Origin of the sequence: Maribacter thermophilus (assembly GCF_001020565.1) — a bacterium.
In the GTDB taxonomy this organism is placed as follows: Bacteria; Bacteroidota; Bacteroidia; order Flavobacteriales; family Flavobacteriaceae; genus Maribacter; species Maribacter thermophilus.
In genome coordinates this window covers 1182993-1202191 of sequence record NZ_LDAS01000001.1, presented here as the reverse complement: position 1 = coordinate 1202191, position 19199 = coordinate 1182993, and the positions used below count along the sequence as shown (strand labels likewise).

Sequence of the window (19199 nt, the reverse complement as noted above, 5' to 3'; positions counted from 1 at the left end):
TTTTTTAGTTCGGAATTATGATTTGGGTTTGTTCTCCTGTAGTGGTGTCAAGAATATTTACGACTAAGCCTTCTCCAGATTCAAAAATTTCTAACAGCAGATCGCCAACATTAAAAGTACCCGGCTCTAGGCCGTCACCAAGCTCAGAATTGTAAACGGACCTTGTAAGCTGCCCCAGAAGTTGGCTGTTTAAGCTTTCTTGAAAGTATTCGAGCTCAGATTGTTCGTCGTTCGAACCACGATCATCGGTAAAGGAGTTTTGCGCCTGTGCCGAACTTAGCAACCATTGGTAATTAAAGGTTTCTCCACCAAAGTTTGGATTTTTGGGAGTATACACCAATTGTTGCGAGTATACCGATATTGTAAATAAAAAAGATAAAAAGGTTAGTAGTTTCATATTAATATTGAATAGTATTTTGACTGATAGCCCTATTGTGAATAAAATATTGGTTGATTCTTAAAATGGATTGATCTACCATTTCTTTGATATATGAACTTCGTGGATTTAAAAAGAACTGAACCACCAGTTCATTACCTGCGTATATCTTAATTTGGGTGTTGCCGCCTATGGCCAATACCTCATCGACCTTGACGATTTCGTTTCCATTGATGTTATTGTTTTGGTAGGCTAGGTAAAACATTTGATAGAAATCCCGCCCAGGTTTTGTTTTTGTATTTTCAAATACAAGCCCCTTCATTAAATCTATGTCTTGAGATTGCTTCCTTTTGTTGGGCTCTATTAAATTGTCTTTTTGAACCACTTTTGGCTGCATATCATCCTCTCCCTCAAAACCGTTGATTACGATACGGTCTTTGCCGATTACCTTTTCTTCTTCGTACAAGAGAACAAAAACTATTGTTCTCTCTTTGTTTTCCAATGATAACGTTGTTTTGCTGATATTTTTGCGCTCGCCCGCTTCGATGACAAAATATTGTTCGTCATCGAACTGTTCCTTTGAGGATGTGGGGCTCGCATTTTTTACGATTAAAGCTTTATACCTGAGACTCTTTTTTATACTTGTTTTGTTGTAGGCAGAGAAGATAATGTCGGTTAACACACCCTTTGAGTCTATATTTATTTTAGCCTCTACTTCTTTATTGAAGTTTTGAGCTCTGATCATTGGCCCTATAAAAAGGATAAGGAAAAATAAAATATAAAAACGTTTAGCCATGGTGGACAAGGAAACTTTAGTTCGTGTTTCTAATGATTATGCTCTGGCTGCCATTGCCCATCGTAATCTTCATTTTATCGACAATGCTGTTTCTGCCGTATATTACAAGATTTTGATTATTGCCATTTTGCTGTATTGTTCTTTGCAATAATTGTTTTCCGTTTTGGGTACTGTGTTCCAACAACAGATTATTGTTTCCTTTTTGTGTTACCGAGTAGTCTATTTCGTCGGCTTTAAGTGTTAAATCTACTGTATTGGCATTTCCTAGCTGGTTCACTTCTACATTGGTAACATGAGATTGTGCCGTAACCGAACTTGTGTTATCGTCTCCGATCTGATGGATAAAAACACCTGTATTGTTTACGTTAATGTGGTTGGTTTCATTGGATTGTTGTAAAAAATAGTTTAGCTGCTGGGTACCGGTGTTCAGGTCATTTTCATTAGTTGTATTGCCGTCTATAATACCTTGGGCATTTAGTGTGGATAAACTTATAATGGAAAGAACAATTAGAAAGGGAAACGATCGGTATTTCATGTATTTTATACTTTATAATTTTTAAAAGGATACGGAACATTTTGAATGTCCCGTATCCTAAGAACTCTAATCGTTGTAAATGTTGATTGGTCTTTAGTTGCTTTGATTTACAATAACGCTCGTGTTGCTGTCTACCAATGTTTGGTTTACAATGCTATTGTTGCCATTACCACTTTGTGTTACCGATATCATCGCGTCTGTTGTGGAATATTGATTGGCTGTGCTAATGTTGTTGTTTCCGTTTTGTTGCATTGTTTTTATAACACTGTTAGAAGTAGTAATGTCTTGTGATGCATAACTTCTGTTGCCGTTACCGTTACGTTGTGTAGTATACATTTTATTGGATACACCATCTTGGGTAGATTTAGCATAGTTATCATTACCGTTTTGTACTACTGAAACAAGGTTTGAGATTCCTGTTTGCGAAACTACCGACTTGTTGTCATTACCATTCTGGTTAACAGTTGTGGTAAGGTCTGTTCCATATCCAGAAGTGTTGGCACCATATTGGTCAACTGTAGAGTTGTTTCTTCTACCTACCTGATCAATATCGACCAAGCTATTTGCCGATGTTTGGTTTACGTCCGATACATTGGCTCCGTTATAAGCATTGTCTCCTGATTGTGTTACGAATACCTCGTTATAAGACCAGTTTTGCCAAACTGTAGACTTATTATCGTCATCGTTTTGTTTTACTTTTATACGGTTTTTATAACCTCCCTGAACATCGATTTTTGATAAGTTGTTATCTCCAACTTGATCAACATCGGCCACGTTTAAACGCCCTCCTTGACTAATGATGGAGTTGTTTTCCATACCATTTTGGTTAACATCGGTGGCAACTCCAGTGGCGGTGGCACCATTGTCCCAAATATCTCCTTGGTCTATGGTAGACTTATTGTCTTTTCCTTGTTGTTTGACCTTAACGCTACTAGCGGTAGTACCGTGTTCGTCAACACCAATTTGTTCAACAGTGGATTTGTTGCCGTTTCCATCCTGGTCTACATTAACAGTGGCTGCGGCGGTGGCCCTTTCTTGCGTAACGTTACTTACGTTCTGAGCCATAACAAAAGACCCCATTGCTAGTGCCAAAGCACTTAAAACTACTTTTTTCATAAAATTTAGATTAATTATTGATTAAAAGGTTAGTACATACTTGTCTATTGCTTTTTTAGATTAAAAAAAAGTGTATCCACGTAATCTTAAGGATGCTTTTGCACCCGTAAGACAATCCTCGTTCATTAAAATTTATGTAGTACAGTAGTTGTCTGCACCTCGGGGGAAGAAGTTTAAAACCAAAGAATTTAACCTGGCTTTAAACATGTCTCAATATTAAAATCTTAGATACACAATATCAATGTATTATCGATGAAATGCACGGTTTAATTGTTAAAAACAAACTTTGTAAGAATCAACTTTCACTCAAAGGGAATGAATGAAATATGTCTTATTTCTCAAAAAAAAAGAAAGAAATTTTTAAGTGTTTAAATGGTTGATTTACTCGTAATTAACCGAATACTTGTTTAATGGGCCATTATTGCCAACAATCTTTGATCGGTCCTTTTATTATAGGAGATATGTAACGGTTAAACACTGTTCGTGTTTAAATTTAGCATCTTGGCCACAGATAGGAAAATAGCATATAAGTTAGTTGGTAAACTATTTTAACCCTCTAAAAAGAATTGTGTTTCTTTAGCACTACATCTCAAATAAGTCCAGCTTTCTTTTAAGCGTCATAACTTCATCTTGTAGGTCCACCACTTTTTTTAAAAGATGATCTATAGCTTGTAAACCTTGTGGATTTATTTCTAGTTCTTGATGAAGTCTTACCATTTTTTCTAGCTTGGGCAATTCTGAATCCTTGATGACTTCCGTATTTTCGGACTCTTCAATATGTACGATCTCAAATTCCTTTAATTGATGTATAAAAGATGTTTCTACACCGTAGTGTGTACATATTTGTTCTATCTGAATATAGGTCTCTGTTTTCATTTTGTAATTAATTTAATCCACTTTGCTCCAATTGCCTAAACAGCTTTTCCTGTTCATCGTTAAGCTTTGCAGGAATTTTTACTTTATAGGTAATGTATAGGTCCCCATGTCCGTTCTTTTTATATATAGGAAAACCTTTTCCTTTTAATTTTACCTGTGCACCGTTTTGGGTTCCAGGTTTTACCTTAAGCTTTACTTTGCTGTTCAGTGTTTCCACTATAATGTCACCTCCCAGAACGGCCTTGGTCAATGGTATTTCTACTGTCTTGTAAAGGTTGGCGCCGTCCCTTTTAAAAGAGGTGTCATTGTTTATTGAAAAAGTAATATAAAGGTCACCTTTTGGCCCCCCGTTGATGCCTTCTCCTCCGTATCCCTTTATCTTGATTGTTTGTCCGTCTTCTATACCTGCCGGAATGGTGATCCTAATATTTTTACCATTAACCGTAAGTGTTCTTTTGTGCGTTTCTATAACCTCGGTAAGGTTTAACCTTAGCTCTGCATTAAAATCCTGACCTCTAAACCTCGCCTGTGATTGTTGTCTGCCAAAGCCACCGGCGCCACCGAACATAGATTCGAAGAAATCGGAGAAATCACTTTCTTGACCACCACTGTAGGTATATTGCCTAGAGCCGCCACCGCTAGACTTTCTTCTTGCCTTTGCTTTTTCAAACTCCTCCGCATGTTCCCAATCTTTTCCGTATTGATCGTATTTTTTACGCTTTTCGGGGTCGCTCAATACTTCATGGGCCTCATTTATTTGTTTAAACTTTTCCTCAGCTACCTTGTTGTTTGGGTTTAAGTCTGGATGATGTTTTCTAGCCAGTTTTCTGTAAGCGGATTTAATCTCTTTTTCCGTTGCCGATTTCGTTAACCCCAGTACTTTGTAATAATCGATAAAATTCATTGTGATATGGGCTCCAGTATGTTTATTCTAGGTTGAAATTAATCAAAAGACTACTATTTAACTAGTTTCTACCCATAGAATTTAGATACTTTTTTACTATTGAAAATAGTGGTTAAATAGACGGGTTTTTCTAAAAATTCTATTCCCTGGCAGCCTTAAACTCGCTACCATCGTACCATTTCGGAAAATAATCCTCATTGGCCAATTTAGAACCAACATTAAAAAATAGTTGCAGGTCTAATTGTACTCCACTTAATACAGTTTTTTCCGGGTCGTACTCGTCAGAAGGTTGATGGTATCTATTGGTAAGGTAATCATCTTTGATCGCCTTTATTTCTTTTATACTTTTATCGAACCCTTCATATGAACCACTGGCATATAAGGCCGGAATACCGATTTTGGCAAAATTAAAATGGTCCGACCTAAAGAAATACCCTTTTTCGGCATCTGGGTCGGGAATAATATATCTACCCTGTTCCTCTGCTGCCGCTTTGGCATATTCGTCCATTTCAGATTGGCCATACCCGGTTATGGTAAGGTCTTTCATTTTTCCGGGACTTTCTAAGGCATCTATATTAATGTTCGCTACTGTTTTTTGCGGGTCGAAAATAGGATTTTCGGCATAATATGCCGATCCTAGCAAACCTTGTTCCTCGCCTGTAACAGCTATAAATGCGATGGAACGCTTTGTGGGATTACTCTTTTTAAAAGCTTCTGCAATAGCCAACAAACCGGCAGTACCCGAAGCATTGTCCACGGCACCATTATAGATAGAGTCGCCATTAATGGCCTTTCCAATACCAAAATGATCCCAGTGGGCAGAGTAGATGATGACTTCGTCTTTTCTCTCTGTACCTGGAATAAGAGCTACCACATTTTTAGAAACATCTTTTTTAATTTCATTTTTAATGGAAACAGAAACGTTTAAGTCTAATGGAACGGGCTTAAAATCCTTATTTCTTGCCAATTCTTTAAAATCTTGCCCTTTCATGGTCGAAGCATCGAACATTTTTTGAGCGCTCTCACCGCTCATCCATGATTCTACGTCTAAAAGAGGCTGATCGCTCGCAATCGTCAATCTTGCACCTGTCCAACCAGATTCGATTACATTCCATCCATAGGAGGCAGGTTCGGTATCATGAACAATGATAAGGCCGGCCGCACCTTGTCTGGCAGCTTCCTCGTATTTGTAGGTCCAACGACCATAATATGTCATTTCATTGCCTTTAAACAAAGTGGAATCACCAGATTTAAAACCTGGGTCGTTAATTAGAACCACTGCTGTTTTTCCTTTCCAATCTATACCTTCATAATCGTTCCATCCATATTCGGGGGCAACTATGCCATAACCTGCAAATACCAGCTCAGAATTTTCTAGGGCGACTTCGGGTACGGCTTTGTTAGTGGTGGCCACAAAATCTTTTAAATAATCTAATTCTATGTTTGCCGACGATCCAGAAATAACCATTTTTTCCGAAGGAGATCCCGTGATTTCAACCATTGGAACATCTTGAAAGTAGCTGTCTCCATTTCCTGGCAAAAGACCTAGTTTTTTAAACTCATCCTTTAAATAATTCACTGTTTTTGTTTCACCCTCGGTAAAAGGTTTTCTACCTAAAAACTCATCTGAGGCCAACCGCTCTATATGTTTTGCAATGGTGCCGGTATCGACCTCTGCCACGGTGGCCGTGTTCTTTTCATTATTTCCACAACTTGTGAACAATAGAACTACCAAAAGTTTTAAGTAATGCTTCATCAGTGATATTTTAAATTAATTATGGCCAATGGCCTTGTTGTAAATACAGTTCACGGAAAGAACAATTATAAGACATAAAGTTAAGGATTTTCGTTAAAGAATAATAGCGTTGATAAACAACAGCTATTAAAACACAATGTATTGATAACCTGTGTTTTAGATTCGTTAAAGGCCTAAAATGTTTAGGCCTTGTTTATGACTCGATTATTTTGGCAAAGAATTATGTCCTATTTATTATGATAATTCTCTATCATTTCCATTGGGGATATATGGGGTCTTCCAGTTGCTTTCATGTAGTCGGAAGGTACATCGTTGGCTCCGTTTCTAATACCTTCATAAATACCTGCTATAATGGTTCCCATGAAATCTCCCAAGGCGGCCGTTCTTTCTTTTTTATACTCCTCTACGGAAACGGTTTTAAAAACAAGTGATGTTTTATATACTTTATTTATATAATCCGCGAGTTGACTTTGGGTAATACCTTCTCCTGCCAAATTATATGTGTGTCCGTTGTGTTGGTCCTCTAAAAGCATTTTTGTGTAGGCATATCCTAATTCTTTCCTGCTGGTGTAGGTACATTTGCCATCTGCTGCACAATTTCTGATTTCACCCTCTTTTACATAGGTGTCTATATAATCTAGGTCAGGCTCTATATAAATACTGTTTCTTCCGATTACCCATTCCAACCCAGAATTTTTCACGTCTCTTTCCGTTTGCCGGTTCGTTTGTACTATAGGGCTGAAAGCATTGTTTTCTTCTGCCCCTATGATACTTGTGTAGACTATTTTTTTTACACCTTTATATTTTGCCGCTTCAATGACATTTCTATGTTGTTCTATTCTTTTTTGAGGAGCATCCATTCCCGACACCAAAAGAACGGTATCGACACCTTTAAGAGCATCGTTGAATTCTTGTTTGTTGTTGTAATCACCTTTTCTTATTTCTATTCCTAAATGCGTGGCTTTTTCCGGTGTGCGGGCTATGCCTATTACATTGTCTTTTCCAATTTCTCTGATAAGGTGTTTTACGATGGAAGCTCCTAACTTTCCGCTTGCCGATGTAACCGCTATTTTCATAATATGTTTTTATAAAAAGGTCTTTATAACCTATTTGATATATGTTGTTGACTAGATTTTACTTCTTTTCAGTTTCTTGTTAGAATGTAATCTGCAAAGTATCTTTTACTGTCCATTATTTTATTGCCGATGGTGAAATCTGTATCCGATATTATTTTGTCTATCAGGGCATCGTTGTATTTTCTTGAAATTTCGGTGTGTATTTTTTCTCCTTTTGCAAAATGATATGATGCACCTAGCGCTTTTATTTCTACCGTTTGATCAGTGGTGCTTACAATAAAACTTTTTGCGATTCCTTCTTTTTCGTTGTACTCCGGTCGGTGTTCAAAATTGTTCAAATTAAAATTACCCTCTAGTTCTTCATTAATTCTTTGCAGTAGATTTAGGTTGAAGGCCGCCGTGATTCCCTGACTATCGTTGTAGGCAGGTAATACGATCTCTTTTGATTTTATTAAATCCACTCCTAATAACAGTTTGTCACCTTCTTGTAGATTATCGCCTAAATTATAAATGAACAAAGAGGCCTGTTCATCGGTCATATTGCCAATATTTGAGCCCAAAAAAAGAATGACTTTAGGGTTCTTACTTTCCTTCAACGAATCCAACACTTCAAAATAATCTCCTTCTTGGGTTTTTACAGATACGTTGGGCAGTACGGTATTGATGTCTTTTTTCAATAACGTTAGGGCATTTGCCGAAATATCGATAGGGTAATAGTCGAAATTATAATTTTGGGCATCCAAAGTTTTTAAAAGTTCTTTGGTCTTTAATCCGTCGCCCGCCCCAAGCTCTATCAGCTCAAAATAATTATCGGGCTCAACCTCAAATGAATCTATTAATTGCAGCGATTTGTTTTTAAAAATATCCAGTTCGCTCCGGGTAAGATAGTATTCGGGTAAGTTCATAATCTCTACAAACAGGGCATCACCTTTTTTGTTGTAAAAATATTTTGATGGAAGTGTTTTCAGACTCTTTTCCAGCCCTTGTGCCACCTCTTTTTTAAGCGAGGTTATCATGCTTTTTTTACTAATCGTATTCCTGTATATTGCCATCTTTCCTTGGGGCCGAAAAAGTTTCGGTAGGTGGGTCTACTATGGTTTTTAGAAGTTGCTACAGATGCACCTCTAAGTACCATTTTGTTGCTCATGAACTTACCGTTATATTCACCAACGGCACCATTTTCCTTTTCAAAGTTTGGGTAGGGCAGGTAAGCACTGTTCGTCCACTCCCAACGTTGGCCCCAGTGCAACTTAGAAGAAGCTATTTCCCATTCGAACTCGGTAGGCAATCGCATTTCTTTCCATTCGGCAAAGGCATTGGCTTCATAGTAACTAATATGGCTTAGAATGGCATCCGGGTCTACTTTCTGTAATCCGGCAAGGGTGTAGTAGTGCCATTCACCTTCTTTTTTATGCCAGTATAGGGGAGCGTTTATGTTCTGTTCGTTTAACCAAGCCCAACCTTCGTCTAGCCAAAGGTTAAAATCGGAATAGCCTCCAGACTCCATAAATTCAATAAACTCCCCATTGGTGACAAAGTTATCGTTAATTTCAAAATCGTCTATATAAACCTTGTGCACGCCCAATTCATTATCGTAACAAAAATCATCTCCTTGGTAACCAATGTCGTAAACCCCAGACTTTATGTGTATACTTTTAGAACTGTTGTTTTTGTCCTTTACCAGGTTGGCGTTTATGTCAAAAACAGGAAAAATAGGATTGTGGCCGAACATGTATTTTACATCGGTCACCAATAATTCTTGATGTTGTTGTTCATGATTTAGCCCTAGGGTAACCAAATCTAGAATTTGTTTATCTGTAACACGATCTAAAAGTTTAGCCATGTTAGCGTCCACATAATCCCTGTATTTATATATTTCTTCTGTACTTGGTCGAGACATATTGCCCCTGTTAGCCTGCATGATCCTATCTCCGGCGTTGTTATAATAGCTATTGAAGAGGAAATTGAAATTTACATCGAACTCCACGTAATCTGGAACATATTTTTTCAAGATAAATGCTTCAAAAAACCAGGTTGTATGTGCCAAATGCCATTTGGCCGGACTGGCAAATTTTACTACCTGAATAGAGTAATCCTCCATATGTAAGTGACTGCAGAACGAAACCGTTTGTTCTCTAACCTGTTTATACTTTTTACTAATATTCATCTTTATCAGAAATTTGATGCGCTTCTTTTATTTCGAAATGCTATTATTCTTTCTTTTACAAAAGGTAGTCGAACTATAAAGCCAATACCAACGATCAAGGCATAGATTAGCCAGGTCTTTTCTAAAATGGCAACATGTAACAAGCTAAGAAAAATAACGGCATAAGAAAAACTTTGCAGTTTTTTCCAATTTGTTTTTAATCGCTTCATAGATTTTCTATTGGAAGTTAAAAACAAAGGAATAATGATTAATACTGCTATAAAACCAGCTATATAGTTTACTTCGGTAAAGGTTTCTAAAAAGCCTTCTATCCAAACAAAAATGATAAAATGTAGAAAACTCCAAACTGCTGTGGCGATTCCCATAGCTTGTCTAACAAAAAGATTGGTGGTCCCAAATAAGATAAACCATGGGGTTAAGGTTAATACGGCCGTCATCCACCTTATGGCGAATTCACCAGAAACATGGTACATCATTTCTGCAGTGGTTCTGCCGTTGTTGCCTGCACTTTCTGTTAAAGAAACAGATATGCCATTCGAAAAATCGATTTGTAACATATTCAAAAGCGGAATCAAGGGCAAACAGGCTAAAATCACTACTATGATCCAACCATAATTTCTTTTTATGAACGCCATGGTGTTTTTATGATTTTACCTCTTCCAGTTGTTTTTCTAGGGCTTCAGCTTTGGTCTTGAACTTTTCCATGGCTTTTTTTAACTGTCCTATTTTTTTAATAAGTTCTTCATCTTGAACGGCTTGGTATATAGTATCGCCGTCTTTTTCCTTTATTTTACAGGTGCCTCCACAGGTAGGGCATTTTGCTACTGCACTCATAATTTGTTTTTTCAACAAATTTCGACCAAGTGCTATTTTTGCAAAAGGTAGATTAGCTGTTAAAAATGGTAAATATGAAACCGTAGTACTACAATGTGGATTTAAATTCTTTTGGCGAAAGGCCTGTATTTCTTTTAAAGAACTTGGTAAAGTTGGTTATTTCGTCAAAGCCAATTTTGTACGCCACTTCTTTTAGGCTGATTCTATTACTGAATATGGTTCTCTTTATTTCCAAGATAACGTACTGGTCTATAAAATGCTTGGCGGTATTCAAGGTAACTGCCCTAACTATTTGGTTAAGGTGTTTAGAAGAGATGTGGAGTAGGTCGGCATAATCTTTTACATTTCTGGTTTTGGTATAATTTTTTTCTACCAGATCTTTAAATTTAATGAAGAGTGTTTGGTGTTTTCTATTTAACTTTTTAAGCGGTTGCTTTTGAGCGTAGCGTTCTAGTCGTAGTAGATATAACTCTAGTATTTTGGCAATTATTTCTTTTTGGGCGTAGGTGTCCTCGCTTTTGAGCTCTTTTGTTACCTGTTCTAAAAAAAAATGGTTGAACGTACTGTTTTCTACCAATGGCTCAGAAATATGATAGTTGTACAAATGGGAAATAAAATCGATAGATGATTTTGAAAAATACTTTAGAACAAAATCTTCCGTAAATACAACAAGATAACCTCGATATTGATAATTTTTTTGAAAAGCGTGCACTTGGCCCTTTGCGATCTTAAGAACAGAACCTTTCTTTATATCATAATTCTTTAAATCTATTTGATGTATTCCCGATCCTTCCGTTACTATCAATAATGCAAAGAAGGAAATTCTATGTGGTTTTTGCGGATCGTGATCCGGATTTTTTTCTACTCGTGTTAATATTTCGTCCAACCGAATGAACTCTATATCGGTGAATCCCTCCTTACTTACAAATGATATATTAGGTATGCTGTTCAATGACTATTTCTTTTATGCATTAGCATTTTGATAACCAAAAAAACAGGGATTCCTATTAATAGGACTGGAAATAAAGGAAAAAGATAGTTACTATATCCGGTATTAAATCCGAGGCCATATAAAATAGAGGTCAAGGTCAATAATAGGCACATAATAGCAAGGACTAAGGCTAATGTGCGTAAAGCCTTTGTAGCCATCGTATAATGGTATCTGGCATTTTCCTTATTGATTTTTACGGGGTAGTTCAAAATCCAGGGATATTGATTCAGTTTATAAAAAACGATAGTTATCACCGTACAGATGATAGGGCCGACCCATAACAGGTTTTTCTCGCCAAATCCGTTTTGATCTTTTGATGGCCAGTTAAAATAGATGGGGAGTTTCTTTGGAAGTTGGTTGTAATAAACGGCAATAAGTATTACCGAAATTAAAATTAGGACAAATGTCAGAATTTCGATTCTCTTATCTAGGTTAGTCTTCCTTATATTAATTTTTGGACGATTCATTTTATCAAAAAAAAGAAAATATTATAACCGATACAAGTAGTAGGGCGTAGGCAAAGCTTGTTTGTAAAACTTACTTAAATGGTACAGTCTTAAATTTTCCGAAGATTAGAGCGGTAAGCAAGAGTCCTATACCAATACCCCAAAAGAGCCCTTTTGTCAAATCGTTAGGTTGCATATAATGTGCTATTATTTGAGAAGCTCCAATCACAAGCATACCTACGGACATTAGAAGCATTGTTTTTTTTCTTCGATATTTTTTCATCTTGATGTATGGTTTAGTTTATACGTATTCCCTTTATGAAATTTGTAACATGAAGGGTTATTTTTTAAGTTCTTAATGCGTGAATTTGTAATTATGTGTCTGTAGGTCATTCATGAAGGGTATCCGCTATTTTATCAAGGTTCAGGCTATTGGCCATGGCGTTAAAGATTTTATGATAGGTACCCTCGTTGTCGTACAGTTCCTCATGGGTGCCTTCTTCGACCACCCTTCCTTTTTCCAATACGATGACGTTTTCAGCGTCTATAATTTGGGAAATACTGTGCGAAATAATAATAACGGTCCTGCCCTTTTTAATGGAATCCAAGCTCTTTTTGATCTGTTCGGTAGCAATGGCATCCAAACTGGCGGTAGGCTCATCGAGAAAAATTATCGGCGGATTCTTTAAAAACAACCTGGCAATGGCCACTCTTTGCTTTTGACCGCCCGAAAGCAGGGTGGCCTTTGAATCATATCCCTTGGGCAAATCCATGATTTGATCATGGATGTGGGCTTTCATTGCGGCTTTTACTACTTCTTCGTGGGTAGCGTTTTCTTGTCCGTACAAGATATTTTCCTTTATGCTCCCGTTAAAAATATGGTTTTTCTGTAGCACCAATCCAATATTGTTCCGCAACCAATGGGTGTCATATTCCTTCAGGTCTACACCGTCCAAAAGAATGCTTCCCGCACTCGGCTCAAAGAATTTATCCAATAGGTTAATGATGGTGCTTTTTCCGGCACCACTTAAACCGACCAAGGCATTGATCGTGTTGGGTTTGATCAGGGCAGAAACATCGTAAAGTGCCTTGGTACCGTTCGGATAGGTAAAATCAACATTTCTCAATTCAAATTTCCCTACTACTTTTTCAGGTATATAAGAGCCCCCGGTCTCGGTCTCATCGGCGTCCATAATGTCGAAGAAGGCCTCTGAATAGATCAAGGCATCGTTTACCTCATCATATATTCTATGCAACTCCCGTATGGGTGCCGAAACATTGTTGAACAATAAGATATGAAACATAATCGCCCCAATGCTCATGGTACCGTTCAATACAAAGTAGGAAGTTAAAACGATAATAATGACCACCCCAAATTGCTCAATAAAAACCTTGACCCCATTGAACAAAAAACTTAGTCGGCGTGTCTTTAGCTGATTTTCGGTCATATCAAACTGAATATCCTCGTGCTTTTTGCTTTCCAAGTCTTCCCGGGTAAACGATTTTATAACGGTAATGGAGTTGATCAGGTCAATGATACCATTGTTCCGAGTTTCCCTAAAACCTCTCATTTTTCGTCTAAAGCCTTTTAATTTGTTGGCCTGTAGGCTACTGATGTAAAAAAATATAGGGATGATTCCCACACTTACCAAACCGACATAAAAGTTGGCCTGGAACATAAGAAATAAGGCTATTATGGCATTAGAAAATAGGGGAAGTATATCGATGAAGAAATTCTTGACCAGTTGGGTAAGACTGGAAATACCCAAATCTATTCTTGTTTGAAGCTTTCCGCTTTCATTCTCGGGAGAACTGTAAAAAGACATCCTGTAGGTCAGGATCTTATCTACTACCTTCTGGGCAAAATCACGCGATATGTAAATCTTTAATTTTTCACCATAATATTTTTGTCCGTATTGTATGCCTGCATAAATCAGTTCTTTTGAGAGTAGAATGGCACTGATTGTTAGCAACAGCGAAATACCTTCTTTAAATCCATTGTTGTTTTCTGTCAAGAGGGTGAGTTCATCTACTGTATAGCGAAGCACCAAGGCATTTACCTGGGCCAAGAAAGAACCTATCAAAGTTAGGGTGAGGGTGGCTATTACCAGATACTTATAGGGTTTTACATACCTGGTCAATTTTTTAAAAAGCGCTATGAGGCCTATGCCCGACCTTTGATCTGTATTTTTTTTGTTATTCAATAGTATCCCTTATTTGTACAAATTATAAAAAGACAAATATAAAGGAGACGAGACGTTTTGTAAAGTGACCTGTAATCCCTTGCGAAAAAACAGGTCATCTAATTTAGAAATTCTTTTATTGGATATCCCTTACCAACCTTACATAGTTGTAATACCTTTCACCACCTTCACCGGCCGGACCGTTCTGGTGCTTGGTATCGAAACGTACCGCACCTGCTCCGTGAAAATCAAGACCTTGGGGATTAACCGCACGTCCAAAGGCTACGTACCAGGCATAGTAATAGGGTTTTCCCTTTTGAAACCTTGCCGAAGTGCTGGTCCAGTAATAAGGGTAATCCTGATCGCCATTTTCATTGGTAATTTCCGAACAGCTGAACATGGGGTCTATGGCAGGCCCTACCAAGTCGGGGTCCTGGGCATTTGGCGCATAGGAATAGTCTACAATTCCCTGAAGCTCTTTTACATTGGGCAATCGCCAATCGGAATAATTTGCTAGATCCGAGTTTTCGGCATAGGCTAGGGCGTCGCCCCAATCCATACCTTTTTGGCTGTCGTATTTGGCCCACATCAATCCCGTAGATGTGTCGCTGATCGTTCCGTCGCCATTGTCCACAAAATTATTGATACCATAGCTCTTTCCACGAACGGCACGTACGTGTTTTAGCATCGGGTTGCCTATGGGTCTATCCCCGTTTTCGTTGCCATCTCCCTGTCCTTGCCCAGGAGGGGGAGGTCTATGGCCTTCCCCATCCTGTTCTTGGGGCGCATTGTTTTCCCCGGGAGGGGGACCTTGGGGCCTGCCGCCCTCGGGAGCTTCGCCAGGATAGGCCTTAATGTGGCCCGTGGCATGGTTTACCCCAAAGGCTGCGGTGTACTTGCCTTCTTCGGTATGCCCTACGTATTGGTTGGCCGTCCAATATTGTTCGCTTTTATCTACATGATCGTTATTGACCAAATAAAAATAATCGGTGTTCAGGTAGGGCCATCCCGAGCTAAAGTCGCTTATGGAGAATAATTCTTTAGCCGTCGGCATTCGCCAATCGTCATAACCCCCAAGTTCTAGGTTCTCGCAATATTCCTTAGCATCGTTCCAATCAAAACCTTCCGTGGTCGGTATTTCTTGCCACATGAGTCCTGTATTCAAGTCAGTAACGGTTCCATCACCGTTCTTTTCGTAGGCCATCTTTTTGCCCTTTAGATAATTGGCGTCTTGTCCGTAGAGCGAATCGCCTGGCAACAGGGCATTAACGACTTCCCCATCAAGGCCATAGAGGGTTGTTTGCCCCGTGGCCACCTGGGTGTATTGAGGGGTATCGGTCGTCGGCCCAGTACCTTGTTGACCTCCTTTGTTTTTCGTTTGGTTACAGGACAGAAGAAAGGCCCCGCTTAAAAGAATAATACCCCATCTCGTGGTCTTGATGGTGGATATTGATTTTATCGTGTTCATTTTATGACATTGTTTCTAACAAGTGATATACCAAAGATATAGGTAGGGATCTTTACAATAAAACAATATCTACGGATACAAATATTTTATCTATGGATGCGGAAATACTTTGTTCATGGAGGATTATTTTTTTATAAATGGTTCTCCAAATTTTGAAGCAAATAGCTTTAAATGTAAGGTTACACTTCCCATCAGCATTGTTTACTGTAGGCTTTGGATAAAATTAGAATGGTTAAAACCCTTAATGTTCATCTAAAAAAACAACAAGATAATCACCACCATGGCGGGCATACGAAACAATACCATACGTTTAGTTCATCTTATATTTTTCCCGATACTCGGTAGGGCTGATGCCTTCTTTCTTTTTGAACAGGCGCGAGAAATAGGGAGGATATTCAAAGCCCAGCTCATAGGCCACCTCAGCTATACTTTTATTGGGCTGTAATAACGCATTCTTGGCCTCGTCGATCAAACGTAACTGCAAATGTTCGGTCGTGGTCTTGCCGGTTTCCTTTTTGAGCGTATCGCTAAGGTAGCGTTGCGAAACCGACATCTGATCTGCGATATGTTCTATACTAGGAATCCCATTTTCCTGCAGTTGGCCCGATTCAAAATATGAGGATACTTGCAGGTTAAACTGCTCCAACAGGCTATTGGAAAGCTCTTTTCTATGTAAAAATTGCCTTTCGTAAAAACGGTTGGCATATTTTAGAAGAGTGCTCAATTGCGAGATGATGATGTCTTTACTGAATTCGTCCTGATTGTTGTGATACTCGATCTCAATATTCTCCACAATCGATTCTATCTGCTTTTCCTCCTTGGGGGAAAGATGCAGGGCCTCATTGGCCGAATATGAAAAGAAGCCATATTTTTTGATTTGATGCGCCAACTCCGTCCCTTTCAGAAAATCTTCGTGAAAGTTGATGGAAAAGCCTTTTTGTTCGAACACCGCACTATTGTCCCACTGCAATACCTGCCTGGGCGCAAGAAAAATCATGGCACCGTTGGTGAAATCGTATTTGGTTCTACCGTAGGTTAGGTTACCTTTCACGATCTTTTTTAAACTAATGGAATAGCAATCGTTGGTGATGGGCGGTGAGCTCTCTTTCGGACAAGGCAAAAAACCGTTTTCCGAAGCGGAAAACACGCTCAGCATCGGGTGTTCCGGACGCGGAAGTTCCAGATAATCCATATAGGCCGATAAGGTTTTAAAATGCTGCATGTTACTTTTTTAAGTCTTTTTCCACTAATAACAATTGTTTGTTGTAGGCGTCTATTCGGGCATAGGCCGTACCGTCTACCAATAGAATAACGACCAGCATGGCTATGGTGGTTATCATACTTGCCCTCCAAATCGGTGTATTTACGAACAACAAGACCAAAGCACAGGTAGCGATTAGTATCGGAATGGCCGTAAAAACAATGGTATTGTATTCTTTTAAGGTGCCATCGGCACGCTCTAGCTCAGAAGCCACAAATGCCGCTGCATCTGTTCGGTATGCTTTTTCAAATTGGGTGATTCTTGTTTTGTTGGTAAAAAACAAGCCCAGCCCTATGATCAAAAGCAAGGTGCCTGCTACCAAAGTGGGAATAATGTAGGCCCTGGCCATTTCTGTTTTTCCCAGTTGCCAAAAGCCCAAGCTAGCCACCAAGAACGCGACTCCGAAGAGCATGAAAAACGGCGTTGAAAAAAGTTCTGCCTTTGCCCAATCGGTCGCTGCCTTTAAAATATCCATGTTTTAAGTTTTTAATATTTGCCCCTTACTTCGGTGTTTAGATCTTGGGGATCTGTCCCGAAGGTTTTAGGTAGTTTACTAATTTACAAATTCCACTTTACACCCGTTTCCTTTTCCGACAATTCCCAAAGCCTTTCCATCACCGGTTTGTCTTTGGCATGGGGCTCTAGCTTACATTCTCCAACGGGTCCCGTCCAATAATTTTTGCCCGTGGGACCATAGAATCCTTCTTGGTCCAAATCGGGTTCCGTGGCACACATCAATTCGGGGTAGGCACCTTTTTCGGCCGATTGTACCATGGGGGTCAATTTCATGATTTGCCATACGAACCTTGTTAAAAGGCTGCCACTGGTCTTGATCAGTGAGGTTGAAGATGCCCCAGGGTGGCAGGCATATGCCTTTACCTTCGTATTGCCTGCCTGTTTCAATCGGTCTTGCAATTCGTAAACACACATGATCTGCCCCAATTTACTTTGACTGTATACCCCATTCGGACTATAATTCTTGTCCCAGTTCATATCGTCGAACTGTATGGTTTTAATACCTAAATTGTACCCCATGCTTCCTACCACAACAATACGTCCGTTAGAGGCTTCGATTTTGGGGTAAAGCAGTGCCTGAAGTAAAAAGTTGCCATAATGGTTTACGCCCAACTGACTTTCAAAACCATCAACGGTAAAGGTCTGTTTGGGTACTTGGGCAATGGCCGCATTGCACATGAGGGCATCGATTCGTGCAACGGTGTCCAATATTTCTTCCGCAGCCTTTCTTACGGAAACCAGCGATGCCAAGTCCATTTGTATATTGGTTACATCAATGGCATTGCCAAGCTCTTGTTTCAAGGTAGCCAGGGTATCGGCCGCTTTCTTGGGGTTTCGGTTCAACATCACCACTTTTGCTTGCTTCGATAGCAGTATTTTGGCCGCCTCAAATCCCGTACCACTGGTTGTACCCGTAATCACAAAGGTTTTTCCCTTGAGAGACCCAATTCTATCGGGTGTCCACCCTTGTTTGCCAAATTGATTTTTAGAACTCATCTTTTCCTGTTTTTCAAATAACAGGACAAAGGTAGGTGTAAGGTGCCCATACCTCCTTATACAGATTTACGAATGGTGTATACTTTTTGGTGGGATAGGTCTATGTTTGGTTCTTGACCTTGCCCAGGGTTCTGGCTACGGGCGTATGAAGCATTGGTTTTTGGGTTGCAACCCCGGAACAGGGTGCTTTTTGTTGTTCTGTCAAATACCTTTTAAAGGGTATTTGATTTTATTTCATTGTAGACTTTTTCAAGTTTTCTCCAGTAATCCCTATTCATCCATTTTAAGGCCCGGTAAGAAGTTTCGATCTCTATTTTTTTTACCGCGCTTCGTTTTGATAGCGATTGCAGTATCTTGTTAACCAACCACTCCTCCTTAAATCCGGTCCATACCCCGGCAACGTCCATTAAATTCGACCGTAAGACAGGAAAAACTTCGTATTTATCAATCACCCTAACTTCTTCAAAAGAATAGGGACTTTCCAAAATTTTTCGAGCCATATACCTGAAGTCGGCATCCTGAAGTTCGGTATCGCGATAGAATTCGGATAGCGCGGTCCAAATGGGTTTTCTTTCTTCTATGTTCAAGGTTCCGTCCATGCTAAGGTCAAAGTAATCCTGTACTCAGTATTCCGTTTTGTCGTTTTTTTCTTCCCTGCTTTTAAAAACGGGCAGGGTATCGTTTCGCAGCAATTGAATAAATTTTATTTGGCGATCGGCCATTTTCTTGTCCAATTTATCATAAATAAATTGGTCGCCGAAATCTATGGCCTTCGCATCTTCTTTTGTACAGGCGTAGAATACCGCTTTGGGCCTTGCCCAATAGATGGCACCCAGGCACATAGGGTAGGGTTCGCAGGAGTTGTATTTCTGGATAGAGTTGTCTACTTGATTGTAGATCAT

At 39.1% G+C, this 19199-nt stretch carries 21 protein-coding genes; all 21 read right to left on the bottom strand.

Annotated features, from left to right (window positions below):
- Positions 1-4: 4 nt before the first annotated feature.
- Complete coding sequence (locus tag AB657_RS05275) at positions 5-397, bottom strand: curli production assembly/transport component CsgF (protein ID WP_047245532.1); 393 nt, start codon at positions 395-397, stop codon at positions 5-7.
- Position 398: 1 nt separating this feature from the next.
- Complete coding sequence (locus tag AB657_RS05270) at positions 399-1121, bottom strand: CsgE family curli-type amyloid fiber assembly protein (RefSeq protein ID WP_047245531.1); 723 nt, start codon at positions 1119-1121, stop codon at positions 399-401.
- 67 nt (positions 1122-1188) lie between these two features.
- Positions 1189-1707 carry a hypothetical protein gene (locus tag AB657_RS05265; RefSeq protein ID WP_047245530.1) on the bottom strand — a complete coding sequence of 173 codons (519 nt, stop codon included), beginning with the start codon at positions 1705-1707 and terminating at the stop codon, positions 1189-1191.
- 93 nt (positions 1708-1800) lie between these two features.
- The gene (locus AB657_RS05260) at positions 1801-2823 is read right to left on the bottom strand and encodes a hypothetical protein (RefSeq protein WP_047245529.1); all 1023 of its coding nucleotides are present in this window, start codon (positions 2821-2823) and stop codon (positions 1801-1803) included.
- Positions 2824-3405: 582 nt separating this feature from the next.
- Entirely contained in the window at positions 3406-3699 is a 294-nt protein-coding gene (locus tag AB657_RS05255; protein WP_047245528.1) for a chaperone modulator CbpM, read from the bottom strand.
- A gap of 7 nt (positions 3700-3706) precedes the next feature.
- The gene (locus tag AB657_RS05250) at positions 3707-4603 is read right to left on the bottom strand and encodes a DnaJ C-terminal domain-containing protein (protein WP_047245527.1); all 897 of its coding nucleotides are present in this window, start codon (positions 4601-4603) and stop codon (positions 3707-3709) included.
- Positions 4604-4742: 139 nt separating this feature from the next.
- The gene (locus tag AB657_RS05245; RefSeq protein WP_047245526.1) at positions 4743-6359 is read right to left on the bottom strand and encodes a M28 family metallopeptidase; all 1617 of its coding nucleotides are present in this window, start codon (positions 6357-6359) and stop codon (positions 4743-4745) included.
- A 227-nt stretch (positions 6360-6586) separates the two neighbouring features.
- Entirely contained in the window at positions 6587-7435 is an 849-nt protein-coding gene (locus tag AB657_RS05240; RefSeq protein ID WP_047245525.1) for an SDR family oxidoreductase, read from the bottom strand.
- Positions 7436-7503: 68 nt separating this feature from the next.
- The gene (locus AB657_RS05235; protein ID WP_047247825.1) at positions 7504-8451 is read right to left on the bottom strand and encodes an L-histidine N(alpha)-methyltransferase; all 948 of its coding nucleotides are present in this window, start codon (positions 8449-8451) and stop codon (positions 7504-7506) included.
- Positions 8448-9602, bottom strand: a complete 1155-nt coding sequence (gene egtB / locus AB657_RS05230; RefSeq protein WP_047245524.1) for an ergothioneine biosynthesis protein EgtB — start codon at positions 9600-9602, stop codon at positions 8448-8450. Before egtB ends, AB657_RS05235 begins: the two co-directional genes overlap by 4 nt.
- A gap of 5 nt (positions 9603-9607) precedes the next feature.
- Complete coding sequence (locus AB657_RS05225; RefSeq protein WP_047245523.1) at positions 9608-10237, bottom strand: ferric reductase; 630 nt, start codon at positions 10235-10237, stop codon at positions 9608-9610.
- A gap of 7 nt (positions 10238-10244) precedes the next feature.
- The gene (locus tag AB657_RS05220; RefSeq protein WP_047245522.1) at positions 10245-10436 is read right to left on the bottom strand and encodes a hypothetical protein; all 192 of its coding nucleotides are present in this window, start codon (positions 10434-10436) and stop codon (positions 10245-10247) included.
- 88 nt (positions 10437-10524) lie between these two features.
- Positions 10525-11388 (bottom strand): helix-turn-helix domain-containing protein, encoded by an 864-nt coding sequence (locus tag AB657_RS05215; RefSeq protein ID WP_047245521.1) that lies wholly within the window; start codon positions 11386-11388, stop codon positions 10525-10527.
- Positions 11389-11964: 576 nt separating this feature from the next.
- Complete coding sequence (locus AB657_RS05205) at positions 11965-12156, bottom strand: hypothetical protein (protein ID WP_047245519.1); 192 nt, start codon at positions 12154-12156, stop codon at positions 11965-11967.
- Between the two features lie 106 nt (positions 12157-12262).
- Positions 12263-14041: an ABC transporter ATP-binding protein gene (locus AB657_RS05200; RefSeq protein WP_047247824.1), complete on the bottom strand. Its 1779-nt coding sequence runs from the start codon at positions 14039-14041 to the stop codon at positions 12263-12265.
- A 151-nt stretch (positions 14042-14192) separates the two neighbouring features.
- On the bottom strand, positions 14193-15524 hold the full coding sequence (locus AB657_RS05195; protein WP_052958633.1) for an Lcl C-terminal domain-containing protein: 1332 nt from the start codon (positions 15522-15524) through the stop codon (positions 14193-14195).
- A gap of 310 nt (positions 15525-15834) precedes the next feature.
- Positions 15835-16746, bottom strand: coding sequence for a helix-turn-helix domain-containing protein (locus AB657_RS05190; RefSeq protein ID WP_047245518.1), 912 nt, complete (start codon positions 16744-16746; stop codon positions 15835-15837).
- A 1-nt stretch (position 16747) separates the two neighbouring features.
- Positions 16748-17260, bottom strand: coding sequence for a hypothetical protein (locus AB657_RS05185; protein ID WP_047245517.1), 513 nt, complete (start codon positions 17258-17260; stop codon positions 16748-16750).
- An 83-nt stretch (positions 17261-17343) separates the two neighbouring features.
- Positions 17344-18297 (bottom strand): SDR family oxidoreductase, encoded by a 954-nt coding sequence (locus AB657_RS05180; protein WP_047245516.1) that lies wholly within the window; start codon positions 18295-18297, stop codon positions 17344-17346.
- Between the two features lie 212 nt (positions 18298-18509).
- Positions 18510-18896 carry a DUF7079 family protein gene (locus AB657_RS05175; protein ID WP_047245515.1) on the bottom strand — a complete coding sequence of 129 codons (387 nt, stop codon included), beginning with the start codon at positions 18894-18896 and terminating at the stop codon, positions 18510-18512.
- Between the two features lie 24 nt (positions 18897-18920).
- Positions 18921-19199: a tRNA-specific adenosine deaminase gene (locus AB657_RS05170; protein WP_052958632.1), complete on the bottom strand. Its 279-nt coding sequence runs from the start codon at positions 19197-19199 to the stop codon at positions 18921-18923.